At 69.1% G+C, this 14149-nt stretch carries 15 protein-coding genes; 7 read left to right on the forward strand and 8 right to left on the reverse strand.

Features of this window, described 5'->3' with window-relative positions; genetic code table 11:
* Window positions 1-177: 177 nt before the first annotated feature.
* Window positions 178-1209, reverse strand: a complete 1032-nt coding sequence (locus A9Z05_RS23055) for a bile acid:sodium symporter family protein (protein ID WP_069620142.1) — start codon at window positions 1207-1209, stop codon at window positions 178-180.
* A 347-nt stretch (window positions 1210-1556) separates the two neighbouring features.
* On the opposite strand from A9Z05_RS23055, the gene A9Z05_RS23060 reads away from it, so the two are divergent.
* The 3 genes from A9Z05_RS23060 to A9Z05_RS23070 all read left to right on the forward strand — a co-directional run bounded on the left by A9Z05_RS23060 (window position 1557) and on the right by A9Z05_RS23070 (window position 4629).
* On the forward strand, window positions 1557-2048 hold the full coding sequence (locus A9Z05_RS23060; RefSeq protein WP_069620143.1) for a peptide-binding protein: 492 nt from the start codon (window positions 1557-1559) through the stop codon (window positions 2046-2048).
* Window positions 2049-2393: 345 nt separating this feature from the next.
* Window positions 2394-3470 (forward strand): porin, encoded by a 1077-nt coding sequence (locus A9Z05_RS23065; RefSeq protein ID WP_069620144.1) that lies wholly within the window; start codon window positions 2394-2396, stop codon window positions 3468-3470.
* A 196-nt stretch (window positions 3471-3666) separates the two neighbouring features.
* The gene (locus A9Z05_RS23070; protein WP_069620145.1) at window positions 3667-4629 is read left to right on the forward strand and encodes a LysR family transcriptional regulator; all 963 of its coding nucleotides are present in this window, start codon (window positions 3667-3669) and stop codon (window positions 4627-4629) included.
* Window positions 4630-4746: 117 nt separating this feature from the next.
* Here the strand turns inward: A9Z05_RS23070 and A9Z05_RS23075 are convergent, their stop codons facing one another.
* The gene (locus tag A9Z05_RS23075) at window positions 4747-5706 is read right to left on the reverse strand and encodes a nitronate monooxygenase family protein (RefSeq protein ID WP_069620146.1); all 960 of its coding nucleotides are present in this window, start codon (window positions 5704-5706) and stop codon (window positions 4747-4749) included.
* 238 nt (window positions 5707-5944) lie between these two features.
* Between A9Z05_RS23075 and A9Z05_RS23080 the strand changes: the two genes are divergently transcribed.
* On the forward strand, window positions 5945-6841 hold the full coding sequence (locus tag A9Z05_RS23080) for an alpha/beta fold hydrolase (RefSeq protein ID WP_069620147.1): 897 nt from the start codon (window positions 5945-5947) through the stop codon (window positions 6839-6841).
* Between the two features lie 80 nt (window positions 6842-6921).
* Here A9Z05_RS23080 and A9Z05_RS23085 read toward each other — a convergent pair whose 3' ends face one another.
* Window positions 6922-7413, reverse strand: a complete 492-nt coding sequence (locus A9Z05_RS23085; protein ID WP_050014344.1) for an Lrp/AsnC family transcriptional regulator — start codon at window positions 7411-7413, stop codon at window positions 6922-6924.
* A 112-nt stretch (window positions 7414-7525) separates the two neighbouring features.
* Here A9Z05_RS23085 and A9Z05_RS23090 point away from each other — a divergent pair, with 112 nt between their 5' ends.
* Complete coding sequence (locus tag A9Z05_RS23090) at window positions 7526-8428, forward strand: DMT family transporter (RefSeq protein WP_069620148.1); 903 nt, start codon at window positions 7526-7528, stop codon at window positions 8426-8428.
* Between the two features lie 256 nt (window positions 8429-8684).
* Here the strand turns inward: A9Z05_RS23090 and A9Z05_RS23095 are convergent, their stop codons facing one another.
* The 4 genes from A9Z05_RS23095 to A9Z05_RS23110 are packed head-to-tail and all read right to left on the reverse strand — an operon-like array spanning window position 8685 to window position 11324.
* Window positions 8685-8891: a DUF1289 domain-containing protein gene (locus A9Z05_RS23095; protein ID WP_069620149.1), complete on the reverse strand. Its 207-nt coding sequence runs from the start codon at window positions 8889-8891 to the stop codon at window positions 8685-8687.
* Window positions 8888-9394, reverse strand: coding sequence for a YbaK/EbsC family protein (locus A9Z05_RS23100; protein WP_069620150.1), 507 nt, complete (start codon window positions 9392-9394; stop codon window positions 8888-8890). Before A9Z05_RS23100 ends, A9Z05_RS23095 begins: the two co-directional genes overlap by 4 nt.
* A 25-nt stretch (window positions 9395-9419) precedes the next feature.
* Window positions 9420-10352 carry a hydroxymethylglutaryl-CoA lyase gene (locus tag A9Z05_RS23105; protein ID WP_069620151.1) on the reverse strand — a complete coding sequence of 311 codons (933 nt, stop codon included), beginning with the start codon at window positions 10350-10352 and terminating at the stop codon, window positions 9420-9422.
* Between the two features lie 30 nt (window positions 10353-10382).
* Window positions 10383-11324, reverse strand: coding sequence for a glyoxylate/hydroxypyruvate reductase A (locus tag A9Z05_RS23110; protein WP_069620152.1), 942 nt, complete (start codon window positions 11322-11324; stop codon window positions 10383-10385).
* Window positions 11325-11649: 325 nt separating this feature from the next.
* On the opposite strand from A9Z05_RS23110, the gene A9Z05_RS23115 reads away from it, so the two are divergent.
* Entirely contained in the window at window positions 11650-12273 is a 624-nt protein-coding gene (locus A9Z05_RS23115; protein WP_069620153.1) for an alpha/beta hydrolase, read from the forward strand.
* A 265-nt stretch (window positions 12274-12538) separates the two neighbouring features.
* Here the strand turns inward: A9Z05_RS23115 and A9Z05_RS23120 are convergent, their stop codons facing one another.
* Window positions 12539-12823: a hypothetical protein gene (locus tag A9Z05_RS23120; RefSeq protein WP_069620154.1), complete on the reverse strand. Its 285-nt coding sequence runs from the start codon at window positions 12821-12823 to the stop codon at window positions 12539-12541.
* A 549-nt stretch (window positions 12824-13372) separates the two neighbouring features.
* On the opposite strand from A9Z05_RS23120, the gene A9Z05_RS23125 reads away from it, so the two are divergent.
* A complete protein-coding gene (locus A9Z05_RS23125; protein WP_069620155.1) occupies window positions 13373-14131 on the forward strand; it encodes a (2Fe-2S)-binding protein in 759 nt (252 codons plus the stop codon).
* Window positions 14132-14149: the final 18 nt, after the last annotated feature.

Genomic DNA, 14149 nt, shown 5'->3' on the forward strand with positions numbered 1-14149 from the left:
CGACCGGCTTATCGGCACCGCTGGCGGAGAATTGAATGAAGATTTCGTGACACGACAGGCGTTGCCGGTGCATCGAGCGGGACGCGCATCGGGGCGGGACTGGAAGGGGAGGTGGACGGAAAGCGGGAGGCGGAAAGCGGACAGCCGCCAGCGACGGCCATCGCGCGCCCGGGCGCGTCAGCGCTTGCCCGCGCTCAGCGCGCCGGACGCGGCTGCCGTGCCGCCTTCGGCGCGCTCGCCGCTCGTGTCGCGCGCGCCCCAGCGCTGCGCGAGCGCCGCGCACGCCATCAGCTGGATCTGGTGGAACAGCATCAGCGGCAGCACGATCGCACCGACCGCGTTCGCCGAGAAGATCACCTTCGCCATCGGCACGCCGGCCGCGAGGCTCTTCTTCGATCCGCAGAAGATGATCGTGATCTGGTCGGCGCGGTTGAAGCCGAGCCGCTTGCTGACGAACGCGGTCAGCAGCAGCGCGATCGCGAGCAACACGAGGTTGACGACGAGCAGGCCGCCGAGCGCGCGCGGCGGAATCTGGTGCCACAGCCCCTCGTTGACGGCCTCGCTGAACGCGACGTAGACGACCAGCAGGATCGAGCCCTGGTCGACGAAGCGCAGCACGCCGCGATTGCGGTCGATCCAGCCGCCGATCACGGGCCGCAGCAACTGGCCGGCGATGAACGGCACGAGCAGCTGCATCACGATGCTGCCCACGGTGCTCCACGGCGACGCGGTCGCGGCCGACTGCGACGTGATCATCAGGCCGACGAGCGCCGGCGTGACGAAGATCCCGAGCAGGCTCGACGCCGATGCCGCGCACACGGCGGCCGGCACGTTGCCCTTCGCGATCGACGTGAACGCGATCGACGACTGGACCGTCGACGGCAGCGTGCACAGGAACAGCACGCCCGCATACAACGTCGGCGTGACGAGCGGCTGCAGCACCGGTTTCAACGCGAGGCCGAGCAGCGGGAACAGCGCGAACGTGCTGAGCAGCACGACCGTGTGCAGTCGCCAGTGGGTCGCGCCGGCGATGACGGCTTCGCGCGACAGTTTCGCGCCGTGCAGGAAAAACAGCAGGCCGACGGCGATGTTGGTCGCCCAGTTGAACGCATGGGCGGCCGGGCCGCGGCAGGGCAGCAGGCTCGCGAGCACGACGGTGCCGACGAGCGCGAGCGTGAAGTTGTCGGGGAGAAAACGGGGACGGGCCATCGGGGGACTCGGTTCGGAAACGGCGAAGGCGCGCGTCGCGCGCGCGGATCGCGTTATTGTCCCGGTTGACGATTCACCAGACAAATTCATTGTGCGAATCGATTGATGAATCGATTGCATGCAATGAGGGCTGCCGCGTCCACCCGGCCCCGCGCAAAACCGCAGAAGAATGTTCTGCCGCGACCGCGTGCCGAAGCGAAAAAACCTAGCAGTAACATGGTGTTACACCGATGCCGGCGACATAACACTTTTTGGCTCGACACACTTTCCGCCCGCTCATAAATTACTGCTGAAAGCCTTGGGTCGGCCGAAAGGAACCGACGGCGGGCGTCGATGGGCACGGAACGATGACGGAACGGGTGAAACGGAAGATCGGACGATGGGTGGCGGGCGTGCTCGGCGCGCTGCTGATGCCGCTCGCGCTGGCCCAGCCGCCCCATGGCGGTCACGGGTTCGGTGGCCACGGCTTCGGCGGCGGCGACATGCGCGCGTACGGTCAGCCGGCCGGTGGCCCCGGCGGCGGTCCGGTCTGGCGTCGCGTTCCGCCGCCTGCCGGCGTGCGTCCCGGCGGCGTGAGCGGCGCCGGTTCCCGCTGGGGGCTTCGCCCGACGCCGTCGTACGGCCATTACGCCGCGCAAAGCCCGTATCGGCCGATCAGCGCCGAAGTGCGCCAGATGCCGCGCCCGCCGGGCGGCGGCAACGTCCCGCTGCGGGCCGGCTCGATCCGCGCCGACGTCGCGCGCTACAACGAGGAGCGCGGCGGTCGCCCGATGCCGCCGCCCCGCTCGCAGGAAGAGCCTGCGCACTCGCCTTCTTTCTCCCCGTTCTACCGAAACTGAGCGCCCCCGCGCTCAGCCCCTCGCCGGCTGATGCGAATTCGCCACAGTCGCGCGCAGATTTCCGCTGATTTTCCCGCCGCATTGCGCTATCTTTCGCGCCCGGTACGCGCTTGCCGCGCCGCCGCCCGCCGGTGCGACCGCATTCGCGGCGGGCCGCCGCCGTGCATCCGGCCATGGATACATGCCGCGAAGTTAATGCCGGCGCTATACCCGCAATAAGTGTGCGCAATTTTGACCGGACGAATGATCCGTAAAGATGGCTGCGCCCCATACGACGCAAGCACTCGGCTCCAAAAAACAACGCTCGCGCCACTTATCGACTATCCGACAAAACCTGGAGATCCCATGAAAGCATTCGCCCGTCGTGCGTCGCGCACGTCCGTCAAGCTGATCGCCGCAGCCGCCTGCGTGGCGGCCGCCGCACCCGTCCATGCGCAGTCGAGCGTCTCGCTCTACGGGCAGGTTGACGAATGGGTCGGCGCCACCAAGTTCCCGGGCGGCGATCGTGCTTGGAACGTGTCGGGCGGCGGGATGTCGACGTCGTACTGGGGCCTGCACGGCGCCGAGGATCTCGGCGACGGCTACCAGGCGATCTTCACGCTGGAGAGCTTCTTCCGTGCGCAGAACGGCCAGTACGGCCGCTTCCAGGGCGACACGTTCTTCGCACGCAATGCGTACGTCGGCATCAGTTCGCCGTACGGCACGGTGACGGCAGGCCGCCTGACGACGCACCTGTTCCTGTCGACGATCCTGTTCAACCCGTTCTACGACTCGTACACCTTCTCGCCGATGGTGTACCACGTGTTCCTCGGCCTCGGCACGTTCCCGACCTATCCGAGCGACCAGGGCGCGGTCGGCGATTCGGGCTGGAACAACGCGGTGGGGTACACGTCGCCTTCGTTCGGTGGCCTGAATTTCGGCGCGATGTACGCACTCGGCAACCAGGCCGGCGACAACCGCTCGAAGAAGTGGAGCGCGCAGTTCAACTACGCGAACGGCCCGTTCGCGGCGACCGCCGTGTATCAGTACGTGAACTTCAACAACGGCCCGCAGGACCTGAGCGCGCTCGTGACCGGCATGAAGAGCCAGGGCATCGCGCTGGTCGGCGCGACCTACGACCTGAAGCTCGTGAAGCTGTTCGGTCAGTACATGTATACGAAGAACGACCAGGTCGCGGGCAGCTGGCACGTGAATACCGCGCAGGGCGGCGTGTCGGTGCCGATCGGCGTGGGCAACGCGATGGCGTCGTATGCGTACTCGCGCGACGCGGGCGGCCTCGACCAGACGCGCCAGACCTGGGCCGTCGGCTACGACTACCCGCTGTCCAAGCGCACCGACGTCTACGCCGCCTACATGAACGACCACATCAGCGGCCTGTCGACCGGCAACACGTTCGGCGCAGGCATTCGCGCGAAGTTCTGACGCGCGCGTGCAATCGGCGCGCCGGCCGCGCGCGTGAATCGCGCGTGCCGGCTGCATGTTTTCCCGGCCGTCATTTCCGGCCCGAAGCGGCGCCGCCACCCGCGGCGCCGTTTTGCCTTTCTTGACCTTTCTGTTTCCTCGCCTTTGTTACCCTATCTCGTAATTGGTTGATTCCCCGGGATTGCGAGCTAGTTCGATGGATACCCTCGTCAGCATGAATGTGTTTCGCTACGTCGTCGAAGTGGGCAGCTTCGTCGGCGCGGCGGAGCGCATGCAGATGTCGGCGGCGATGGCGAGCAAGCACGTGATGCACCTCGAGCAGCAGCTCGGCGCGCGGTTGCTGCATCGCACGACACGACGCGTCGCGCCGACCGAGGCGGGACGCGAATACTACGAGCGCCTCGTGCAGGCGCTGTCCGAACTCGACGAAGCCGGCCAGGCCGTCGGCGCCGCGAGCGTGGTGCCGCAGGGCAGGCTGCGCGTGACGTCGCTGTCCGCGTTCGGGCTGCGGCACGTGATGCAGGCCGTCACCGATTATGCGGGCCGGTTCCCGGACGTGACCGTCGACATGACGCTGTCCGATCGCGTGGTCGACCTGATCGAGGAAGGCTATGACGTCGCGGTGCGCGCGGCGCCGAACGGATTGAAATCGTCGTCGCTGGTCGCACGCCAGATCGCGACCGCGCACATCCTGCTGGTCGCGTCGCCCGAGTATCTCGAGAAGCGCGGCACGCCGCAGACGATCGCCGATCTCGCGAACCACAACTACCTGCGGCGCGATTCGAATTCGACGATGCTCGATTCGCTGGTGATCGATGCGGCCGCCGCGTCGCGCGTGAGCCTGAACGGCAACCTGATCGTGAACCATCTCGAAGGGCTGCGCGCGGCCGTGCTCGCCGGCGCGGGCATCGCGCTGCTCGGCACCGAAGTGGTCGGCGACGACATCGAGTCGGGCCGGCTCGTGCCGGTGCTGCTCGATTCGGTGCCGCCGCACGAGGCGCCGATCTATGCGGTGTATGCGAGCCGTCGCCACGTGTCCGCGAAGGTACGCTCTTTCGTCGATTTCCTGGCTGCGCGTTTCGAAGGGCAGTCGCTGTGCCCGTCGATCGAATCGCACCTGCGCGTGCTGCCGATCACGCGGATGAAGCGCGCGGTCTGAGCCGCGTCGTCCGCCGCGGCGGGGCAATGAAAAAGCGCGAACCGCTGCCGGTTCGCGCTTTTCGTTTGGCATCGACGATGCTCGCGTCGATGGCGGCCGCGATGGCCGCCGCATCCGTCAGCGCGGGATGCCGAGCCGCGCCTTCGCGTCGTCGTATTCGCGCTTGAGCCGCTCGACGAGCGCGCTCACGCTCGGCAGATCGTCCATCAGGCCGACGCCCTGGCCGGCGCCCCAGATGTCCTTCCACGCCTTCGTCTTGTCGCTGCCGAAATTCATCTTGGTCTTGTCCGATTCCGGCAACGCGTCCGGATCGAGGCCGGCCTTCTCGATGCTCTCGCGGATGTAGTTGCCGTGCACGCCCGTGAAGAGGTTCGTGTAGATGATGTCCGACGATTTCGCGTTCAGGATCGCGTGCTTGTAGTCGTCGATCGCGTGCGCTTCCTGCGTCGCGATGAAACGCGTGCCCATGTACGCGAAATCCGCGCCCATCGCCTGCGCGGCGAGGATCGAGCCGCCGTTCGCGATCGAGCCGGACAGCACGATCGGGCCGTCGAAGATCTTGCGGACTTCGCCGACCAGCGCGAACGGCGACGTCGTGCCCGCGTGGCCCCCGGCGCCGGCCGCGACGAGGATCAGCCCGTCGACGCCCGCTTCGAGCGCCTTCTGCGCGTGGCGCAGGTTGATCACGTCGTGCAGCACGATGCCGCCGTAGCCGTGCACCGCGTCGACGATCTCGCGCGCCGGCGCACGCAGGCTCGTGATGAAGATCGGCACCTTGTGCTCGACGCACACGCGCACGTCGTGCTCGAGCCGCGCGTTCGACTGGTGGACGATCTGGTTGACCGCAATCGGGCCGATCACCGCATCGGGGTGTTTCGCCTTGTGGTCGGCGAGTTCCGACTGGATCTGCGTGAGCCACTCGTCCAGTAATTCGGCCGGACGCGCATTGAGCGCGGGGAACGAACCGACGATGCCCGCCTTGCATTGCGCGAGCACGAGTTCGGGGTAGCTGACGATGAACATCGGCGACGCGATGACGGGCAGCGTCAGGTTCTGCAGGACGGTGGGCAATGCCATGTGATGTCTCCAGTCTCCGGGGCGTCGCGGTCGGACGGTGATTCGAGTGTAGCGGCCGAGCGCGTTCGATCATATTAATACGAACGGTCGTGCGATTCTACGCGAGCTTAACAAACTCCGCGGTGTGCCGGCAATCGAGTGAGTGTTCTCTTTCTATGGTTTCGCGTGCTTGCCTCGCTGTGAAGACGCGCCGGCGCCCATAAAATAGCCGCCATAACAAACCAACGAGAAACAAACCATGTCGTTTGAGGCGTTTGCACCGTTTCGCGTGACGGTGCAGGACACCGACATTTTCGGTGTCAAAGGAGGCGCGGGGCCGCCGCTGCTGTTGCTGCACGGCCATCCGCAGACCCACATGATCTGGCATCGCGTCGCCGCGACGCTCGCGAATCACTTCACGGTGATCGCCACCGACCTGCGCGGCTACGGCGTATCCGGCCGGCCGCCGAGCGACGCGCGGCATGCGCCGTATTCGAAACGGGCGATGGCGGCCGACCAGGTCGCCGTGATGCGGCATTTCGGCTTCGAGCAGTTCCACGTGTGCGCGCACGATCGCGGCGCGCGGGTCGCGCACCGGCTCGCGCTCGATCACGCGGAGGCCGTCGAGCGGATGATGCTGCTCGACATCGCGCCGACGCTCGCGATGTACGAGAAAACCGATCGCGCGTTCGCGACCGCGTATTTCCACTGGTTCTTCCTGATCCAGCCCGAGCCGCTGCCGGAGACGCTGATCGGCGCGCACACCGATGCGTACGTCGAGCGCGTGATGGGCAACCGGTCGGCCGGGCTGGCGCCGTTCGCGCCGGAGGCGCTCGACGCGTACCGGGCGGCGCTCGCGCAGCCGGGCGCCGTGCATGCGATGTGCGAGGACTATCGCGCATCGGCGACGATCGATCTCGAGCACGATCGTGCGGATCTCGAACGCGGCAACAAGATCGCGTGCCCGCTGCGCGTGCTGTGGGGCGCGCAGGGCGTCGTCGGCCGCTGCTTCGATCCGCTCGACGAGTGGCGCCGCGTCGCGCGCGACGTCAGCGGCCGCGCGCTCGATTGCGGGCACTACATTCCGGAAGAGGCGCCCGTCGCGCTGATCGACGAACTGCTCGCGTTCTTCGACGCGCGCGACGCGGCCGCGTGACGGGGTGGGCGGGCGGCGCGTGCCGCCGGCGGCCCGACGGTGCGCGCCGCCGCTGCTCGATGACATGCGCCGCGCGCGGCTCAGCGGTGCGCGTGGTCGTCCTCGACGAGCGGCGGCAGGCGGCGCGGCACGGGCGTCGACTTCACGATCGCGGTGCTCGTCTCCGCGCGCTCCGTCACCTTCGACAGGATGTCGTCGAGGTGCTCGATCGTGCGCAGGTAGAGCCGGCAGATGAAGCAGTCGTCGCCGGTCACCTTGTCGCATTCGACGAATTCGGGAATCCGCCGCAGCAACTCCTCCACCAGATGCAGCTGGCCCGGCAGCGGCTTCACGCGGACGATCGCCTGCAGCGTGTAGCCGAGCGCGCGCGGGTCGAGCTCGACGGTGAACGCGGCGATCACGCCTTGCGCCTCGAGCCGGCGCACGCGGTCGGCGGTCGCGGGCGCCGACAGCCCGATCTGCCGCGCGAGTTCGCTGGTCGCGATGCGGGCGTCGTCGGCCAGCGCGGCGACGATCGCGCGGTCGGTCGCGTCGAGCGACGCGACGGCTGGCGGAGAAAGGCGTTTCGGCATGATCGCTTTGCTTTCGAAGGTCAATCGGCTGTTTCGCTTCAGTTTAGCCGTGGTTTCGGCGAAAGCAAGTTTCTAGAATCGGACTCATCCCCGCTCTCCAACGGAGTTCATGATGGCCTCGAATGAAATTCGCCGCGGCGCCGCCGAGATGATCGTCGCGATGCTGATGTCCGGCACGATCGGCTGGCTCGTGATGTCGTCGCAACAGCCGCTGACCAATGTCGTGTTCTTCCGCTGCGTGTTCGGCACGGCGACGCTCGCGATCGTCTGCGCGGCGTTCGGCTTCCTGCGCCGCTCGCTGTTCTCGCCGCGGATGCTCGTGCTCACGACGCTCGGCAGCCTCGCGATCGTCGCGAACTGGCTGCTGCTGTTCGCCGCCTATTCGCGCGCGTCGATCTCGATGGCGACCGCCGTCTACAACACGCAACCCTTCATGCTCGTCGCGCTCGGCGCCATCGTGTTCCGCGAGCGGATCACCGCGTCGACGCTCGCGTGGCTCGCGCTCGCGTTTGCCGGGCTCGTGTTCGTGGTGCGCGTCGAACCGGCCGTGCTCGCGGTGCCCGGCGAATACCTGGAAGGCGTCGCGCTGTCGCTCGGCGCGGCGTTCCTGTATGCGATCTCGTCGATCATCACGAAGCACCTGAAGGGCACGCCGCCGCATCTGCTCGCGCTGCTGCAGGTCGGCCTCGGCATCCTGCTGCTCGCGCCGTTCGCGCACTTCGACACGTTGCCGGCGACGGCCGGGCAATGGGCCGACCTGATCGTGCTCGGCATCGTCAACACGGGGCTGATGTACGTGCTGCTGTACGGCGCGGTCCAGAAGCTGCCGACCGCGATGACGGGCGCGCTGTCGTTCGTCTATCCGGTCGTCGCGATCGCCGTCGATCGCGTCGCGTTCGGGCAGACGCTGGCGTGGACGCAGGTGTTCGGCGCGCTGCTGATCCTGCTCGCGGCGGCCGGCGTGAACCTCGGCTGGCGCATCGTGCCGGCCCGTCGCACGGCGGTCGGCAACTGAAACGGTCAGAGGATTCGTCGCGGCGGCGCGGTCACGCCGCGGCGCGTCGAATGCGCGTGTCGCGCGTGAAGCTTGCCTGCGAAATGACGTCGCTCGGACGTCGCGCGCGTCCGCGAAAAGCGCTGTAAGAAGCTGTAGGGAAACACCCGATGCGATGCGCCCGCGTCGCTCGTATGATGCGGGCTGTGACGTTGATCACGTTCACAGGATTCCGATCTCGATGCCGTTCGCCCGTGAGGCTGAACGGCTTTTTTTTTTATGTCTCGCTGCCTGCGATCAGCCGCCGCCGCGCGTCCAGCCGCGCGAGCAGCGCGCGCCTCGCGTCGTCGTCCGACGCACGCCATCCCTTGATCTCGCCGCGCGTGCGCAGGCAGCCCGCGCACCAGTCGGTGCGCGGATCGATCCGGCAGACGTCGGTGCACGGCGACGCGACCGTGGCGACCGGCATCGTCACGTCGCTCATGCCGGCTCCCGCAACGCGACGTCCGCGACCGGCGCGCCCGTCAGCGACACGAGTTCGAGCGGCGACAGGTTGAACACCGCGTGCGGATGGCCGGCGGCGGCCCACAGGCTGTCGAGCGCGAGCAGGTCGGCGTCGATCAGTGTGACGGGTTCGACCAGATGGCCGATCGGGCACACGCCGCCGATCGCATAGCCGGTGTTGTCGCGCACGAACTTCGCGTCCGCACGGCCGACCGGGCCGACCTGCGCGGCGACCTTCTGCTCGTCGACGCGGTTCACGCCGCTCGCGATCACCAGCACGGGCACGCCGTCGGCCTGCCGGCGAAACAGGATCGACTTCGCGATCTGCGCAACCGAGCAGCCGAGCCCGGCCGCGGCCTCGGCCGACGTCTTGCCGGTTTCGGCGAGCATCACGATGCCTTTCGCATGGCCGCGCTCGCGCAGCAGCAGCGCGACGCGTCGCGCGGAATCGGGCAGGGAATCGAATGAAGCGGGTGTGGTCATGTGGAGGATCCGTGGAATGGCGTGATCAGACGCAGTTCGCGACGTCGGCCGCGCTCTGCGCCTTGGCAAGCAGGGCACGACCGGCGCGCGACACGTTCGCGCGGCCGATCGCGTTCGAGATGAAGTCGCCGGCCGCGACGACCTGCGCGAGATCGATGCCGGTCTCGATGCCGAGGCCCTGCATCAGGTACAGCACGTCCTCGGTCGCGACGTTGCCGGTCGCGCCCTTCGCGTACGGGCAGCCGCCGAGGCCCGCGACCGACGCGTGGAAGATCTCGATCCCTTCGAACAGCGCCGCGTAGATGTTCGCGAGCGCCTGGCCGTAGGTATCGTGGAAGTGGCCCGACAGGCGTTCGCGCGGGAACACGCGCGTGACCGCCGCGAGCACCTCGCGCGTACGCTTGGGCGTGCCGACGCCGATCGTGTCGGCGATGTCGATCTCGTCGCAGCCGAGCGCGGCGAACCGCTCGACGACGTCGACGACCGACGCGACCGGCACCTCGCCCTGGTACGGGCAGCCGAGCGCGCACGACACGCTGCCGCGCAGCCGCAGGCCCGCGTCCTTCGCGGCCTTCGCGACGGGCTCGAAGCGCGCGATGCTCTCGGCGATGCTGCAGTTGATGTTCCGCTGCGAGAAGGCTTCGCTCGCCGCGCCGAAGATCACGACTTCGTCCGCGCGGGCGGCGACTGCGTTCTCGAAGCCCTTCAGGTTCGGCGTGAGCACCGAGTACACGGTGCCCGCGCGGCGCTCGATGCCGGCCATCACGTCGGCGCCGTCGGCCATCTGCGGCACCCATTTCGGCGACACGAACGACGCGGCCTCGACGTTGCGGAAGCCGGCGCGCGACAGCCGGTCGACGAGCGCGATCTTCACGTCGGTGGGCACGAAGGTCTTCTCGTTCTGCAGGCCGTCGCGCGGCCCGACTTCGACGATCTTGACGGCGGTGGGGAACGTCATGGTTGTCTCCAATTTTGTGTAGGGCGGAATTCAGTAGCCGCGCGCGTAGTCGACGATGCCGCTGACGGGCGCGCCGCGCTCGAACGCGCGGATCTTGCCGGCGATCTGCTCGACGGCTTCCGCGCGCAGCGTCTCGGCCGAGCTGTGCGGCGTGATCGTGATGCGCGGCGTTTGCCAGAACGGATGGTCGTCCGGCAGCGGCTCGTGCTGGAACACGTCGAGCGTGGCCGCGGCGACCTGACCGCTCGCGAGCGCGTCGAGCAGGTCGGCTTCGACGAGATGCGCGCCGCGCGCGACGTTGACGACGTACGCGCCGCGTGCGAGCCGCGCGAACGCGCGCGCCGACAGGATGCCGTCGGTGTCGCGCGTGCTCGGCAGCAGGTTGACGAGCACCTTCGCGCCGTCGATGCACGCGTCGAACGCGCCGTCGCCGGCGAAGGTCGCGATGCCGTCGAGCTGCTTCGCACTGCGGCTGTAGCCGCGCACCGGCAGGCCGAGCGCGGCGAGCGCGCGGGCGACCGCGGCGCCGAGCACGCCGAGGCCGAGGACCGCGACGGTGAAGCTCGTGCGCGCATGCGGTTCGAGCGGCTGCCAGCGGCGTTCGCGCTGTTGCAGGTCGTATTCGTCGAAGCGGCGCAGGTAGCGCAGCACCGCGTGCGTCACGTATTCGACCATCTGCCGCGCCATGCCCGAATCTTCGAGCCGCACGAGCGGCACGTGCGCGGGCAGCGTGCCCGGATGCGCGTGCTCGAGCGCGAGCAGCGCGTCGACGCCCGCGCCGAGGTTGAAGATCGCGCGCAGGCCGTCGCGCGGCGTGAAGAACTCGCGCGGTGCGCGCCACACGAGCGCGTAGTCGGCGGCGGCCGTATCGCCCGGCTGCCACGCGCGCAGTTCGGCTTCCGGCAGCGCCCGCGCGATCTCGTCGCGCCAGGCGCCGGCTTCCTGATGCGGTGAATGGAACAGGATCTTCATTGCGTGACGGCGCGCGCGCCGGCGAGGCGCGTCACGGGAACGGCGAGCGAAGCCGGGCGCGGCGCGCCGGCGGACGTAGCGGACATCGGGCGACTCCTGACGACTGGCCCGGCGCGTCGGCGCGGGGACCGGTTCCGTGTGAAGCGGACGGGAAGCCCACATTCTACGGTTTCGCGGCACATTGCGCCCTCGGTGCGGGCCATGCGGCCGGCGCGGGCCGCGGCCGGTCACCGCGTCGCGCAAAAGCAAAGCACAAAATATTGGTTCGGCCGCGGCGTACCCGACGCCACAATCGAACCTCGTCTTCAAGCAAGCGAGGGCAATCATGCGCGCATGCAGCAAATCGGCGTGGCCGCCGCGGCTCGTCACCGTCCCGGGCCTGCACGGCAGCGAAGGCGCCCACTGGCAGACCTGGCTCGAGCGACAGTTCCCGCGCTCGTTGCGTGTCGAGCAGCACGACTGGGATGCGCCCGATCTCGCGGGCTGGGCGCAAGCGGTGCGCGCGCTGCTCGATCGCGAGCGCGGCCCGTTCGTGCTCGCCGCGCACAGCTTCGGCTGCCTCGCGACCGCGCATGCGCTCGCGCAGTGGCCGCACGTGGGCGATGTCGCGGGCGTGCTGTTCGTCGCGCCGGCCAGCCCGAAGAAATTCACGTTTGCCGGGCCGTTCGACGCGCGCCGGCTCGCGGTGCCGTCGATCGTGATCGGCAGCGAGACCGATCCGTGGATGCCGCTCGCCGATGCGCGCACGCTCGCGCAGCGTCTGGGCAGCGCGTTCGTGAACCTCGGCGATGCCGGGCACATCAACACGGCGGCCGGCTTCGGGCCGTGGCCGCGCGCGAAATACTTCATCGACACGCTGGTGCATTGCGCGGCGCCGCTGCGTTTTCGCGACGCGGACGACGGCTTCGAGGCCGCGCTCGTCGATCGCGCGCTCGCGCACGCGGTCTGACGGGGCGGTTGTGCGGCGCATGCCGCGCGGTGGCTGTCGCGGTATGGCGGGCCGTCGCGCTTGCCATGCGCGGGCGGGCCTCGTGGCCCTGACGGCGGCCAGGTGCGAATCCGTCGGCCGGCCGTGCTCGACGTGGCCCCGTGAAGCGGTGCGACACCGTGCCGTTCGCGCCGTCGCCGGCCGTTATGTCATGTCAGCGGCGGCTCGACACGCGCGCCCACTGCTCTCCCCGAACAGATCCGACTCCTATCACGCGGCGGCGGGATCAGCCCGGCGACGACGCGGCGGCGCCTGACGCGGCTGCGTTCGCGGCCGGCTTCGAATCGTCGTCGTCATCGGGCGGGTAGTGCACGACGGGCGGCGCGAGCGGCGCGGCATCGGATGCGGCGGCGTTCGCGGTTGCGTCGCTGTTGAATGCGCTGGCGGCGCCGCTCGACGCGCCGGCCTGCGGCGTGGCGTCGGTCACGTTGGCGTCGTGCGGTGCGTCGTCGCTGCACGCGGCGACGAACACGGCGGCACACAGAACCACGGCGACGGAAACGCGACGCATGACTTCTCTCCTGGCAGGCTGATCGGGAAACGTTTTCGAGTATGCCGCCGCGATGCGACGTTTCGGTGAATCGTTTGCGATTCCGGCGTGATCGCGAAATGGTTTCGTCAGGCTGACCGCGGTCGCGGCGATCCACCGGCCCGCATGGCGGAATTTTCCAGCAGAGGCGGAGGCTGCGCGCATTTACACGGCGCGCGACGCCGCGACCCGGCCGCGGCGATGCGGGCGCCATGCGCGGCATCGCACATGCGACCGGCAACTTCCTACCGATGCGCAGCCGGCCGCACGCAAAAATCGGGCGTTATTGCCGCTTCGTCAGCAAGCGGCCAGCCGCGCGTCAGCGTGGCGTCATGGACGCGCGATCGCCGCCGGCTCGGCCCGTCTGCCGCCCGGTGCGCGCGGCGCACGGTGGCCGGCGCTGCACCTGCATGCGGCCCCCGCCGTTTCGCGGCACCCGAATTGCTCTTTGCCGATGCGCGTGCCGACCGCGCTGCCATCCGGGCACGCGGCGCACGTCCGCGTCCATCAACCACGGAGCGAGCAGAAGCCATGTCCAGCGATCGATCCGATTCCCCGTCTGCCGAACCGGCGCGCGACGCTGCCCCGTCGCCGCTCGGGCCCGGCCGTTCGGCGGCGCCGCCGCCGTTGCCGCACGATACGCCGTCCAGCGCCGCGCGGCGCCGTTTCCTGCAATCCGCGGCGGCGGCCGCGACCGTCGGCGCCACATCGCACGTTCATCCGCAGCCGCCGCACGCGGCGTCCACGCCGGCCGCGCCCCGCCGCGAGACGGTGCCGGCGCGGCCCGTGCATCTCGACATCAACGGGCGCGCGTACACGCTGCAGCTCGAACCGCGCGTCACGCTGCTCGACGCACTGCGCGAATACGCGGGCCTCACGGGCACGAAGAAGGGCTGCGATCGCGGGCAGTGCGGCGCGTGCACGGTGCTCGTCGACGGGCGGCGCATCAACGCTTGCCTGACCCTCGCCGTGATGCACGAAGGCGCGCGGATCACGACCGTCGAAGGGCTGGCGCGCGGCGGCGTGCTGAGCCCGGTGCAGCGCGCGTTCGTCGAATGCGATGCGTTCCAGTGCGGCTACTGCACGTCCGGCCAGCTCTGCTCGGCGACCGCGCTGCTCGACGAGTTCGCGGCGGGGGCCGGGAGCGCCGCCACCGACGACGTGCGGCGCCGGCCCGCGCAGCTGTCGGACGACGAGATCCGCGAGCGCATGAGCGGCAACCTGTGCCGCTGCGGCGCGTACCCGAACATCGTCGCCGCCGTGCGCGCCGCGCATGCGGCGCACGGCTAGCCGACGGAGGGCACCGCA

The sequence above is a fragment of the Burkholderia sp. A2 genome (assembly GCF_001729305.1).
GTDB lineage: Bacteria > Pseudomonadota > Gammaproteobacteria > Burkholderiales > Burkholderiaceae > Burkholderia > Burkholderia sola.

Bases quoted from the DNA above. Each gene is read 5' to 3' on its own strand.
- A9Z05_RS23055 (WP_069620142.1), bottom strand. From the start codon at position 1,209: ATGGCCCGTCCCCGTTTTCTCCCCGACAACTTCACGCTCGCGCTCGTC.
- A9Z05_RS23060 (WP_069620143.1), top strand. From the start codon at position 1,557: ATGACGGAACGGGTGAAACGGAAGATCGGACGATGGGTGGCGGGCGTG.
- A9Z05_RS23065 (WP_069620144.1), top strand. From the start codon at position 2,394: ATGAAAGCATTCGCCCGTCGTGCGTCGCGCACGTCCGTCAAGCTGATC.
- A9Z05_RS23070 (WP_069620145.1), top strand. From the start codon at position 3,667: ATGGATACCCTCGTCAGCATGAATGTGTTTCGCTACGTCGTCGAAGTG.
- A9Z05_RS23075 (WP_069620146.1), bottom strand. From the start codon at position 5,706: ATGGCATTGCCCACCGTCCTGCAGAACCTGACGCTGCCCGTCATCGCG.
- A9Z05_RS23080 (WP_069620147.1), top strand. From the start codon at position 5,945: ATGTCGTTTGAGGCGTTTGCACCGTTTCGCGTGACGGTGCAGGACACC.
- A9Z05_RS23085 (WP_050014344.1), bottom strand. From the start codon at position 7,413: ATGCCGAAACGCCTTTCTCCGCCAGCCGTCGCGTCGCTCGACGCGACC.
- A9Z05_RS23090 (WP_069620148.1), top strand. From the start codon at position 7,526: ATGGCCTCGAATGAAATTCGCCGCGGCGCCGCCGAGATGATCGTCGCG.
- A9Z05_RS23095 (WP_069620149.1), bottom strand. From the start codon at position 8,891: ATGAGCGACGTGACGATGCCGGTCGCCACGGTCGCGTCGCCGTGCACC.
- A9Z05_RS23100 (WP_069620150.1), bottom strand. From the start codon at position 9,394: ATGACCACACCCGCTTCATTCGATTCCCTGCCCGATTCCGCGCGACGC.
- A9Z05_RS23105 (WP_069620151.1), bottom strand. From the start codon at position 10,352: ATGACGTTCCCCACCGCCGTCAAGATCGTCGAAGTCGGGCCGCGCGAC.
- A9Z05_RS23110 (WP_069620152.1), bottom strand. From the start codon at position 11,324: ATGAAGATCCTGTTCCATTCACCGCATCAGGAAGCCGGCGCCTGGCGC.
- A9Z05_RS23115 (WP_069620153.1), top strand. From the start codon at position 11,650: ATGCGCGCATGCAGCAAATCGGCGTGGCCGCCGCGGCTCGTCACCGTC.
- A9Z05_RS23120 (WP_069620154.1), bottom strand. From the start codon at position 12,823: ATGCGTCGCGTTTCCGTCGCCGTGGTTCTGTGTGCCGCCGTGTTCGTC.
- A9Z05_RS23125 (WP_069620155.1), top strand. From the start codon at position 13,373: ATGTCCAGCGATCGATCCGATTCCCCGTCTGCCGAACCGGCGCGCGAC.